Below are 212 nucleotides of genomic sequence, written 5' to 3'. Positions count from 1 at the left end.
TTAAAATTAATCCATTTAGCAGATGAAACAACACGACTCTCTGTACAAGAACTGAATGAAATTTATTATAACGACCGCAAAAACGTCAATCGATTGCGTTATGCGTTACAAAATCCATATTTAAGTGAAACTCGTATAGCTAAATTGCAAAAGCTATATCATCACGCACTTAAAACAACATCATAAATGACTAGTAAGGGACAGAGGAAGAA

At 33.0% G+C, this 212-nt stretch carries 1 protein-coding gene; it reads left to right on the top strand.

Features of this window, described 5'->3' with window-relative positions; translation table 11 throughout:
- A partial coding sequence (locus tag JVV30_RS13280) for a 3-alpha domain-containing protein (protein WP_275430019.1) occupies positions 1-186 on the top strand: 186 nt, incomplete at its 5' end.
- Positions 187-212: the final 26 nt, after the last annotated feature.

Source organism: Staphylococcus sp. GDY8P47P, from assembly GCF_016892225.1.
Taxonomy (GTDB): domain Bacteria; phylum Bacillota; class Bacilli; order Staphylococcales; family Staphylococcaceae; genus Staphylococcus; species Staphylococcus borealis.
This window is presented reverse-complemented; position numbering and strand designations above follow the sequence as displayed.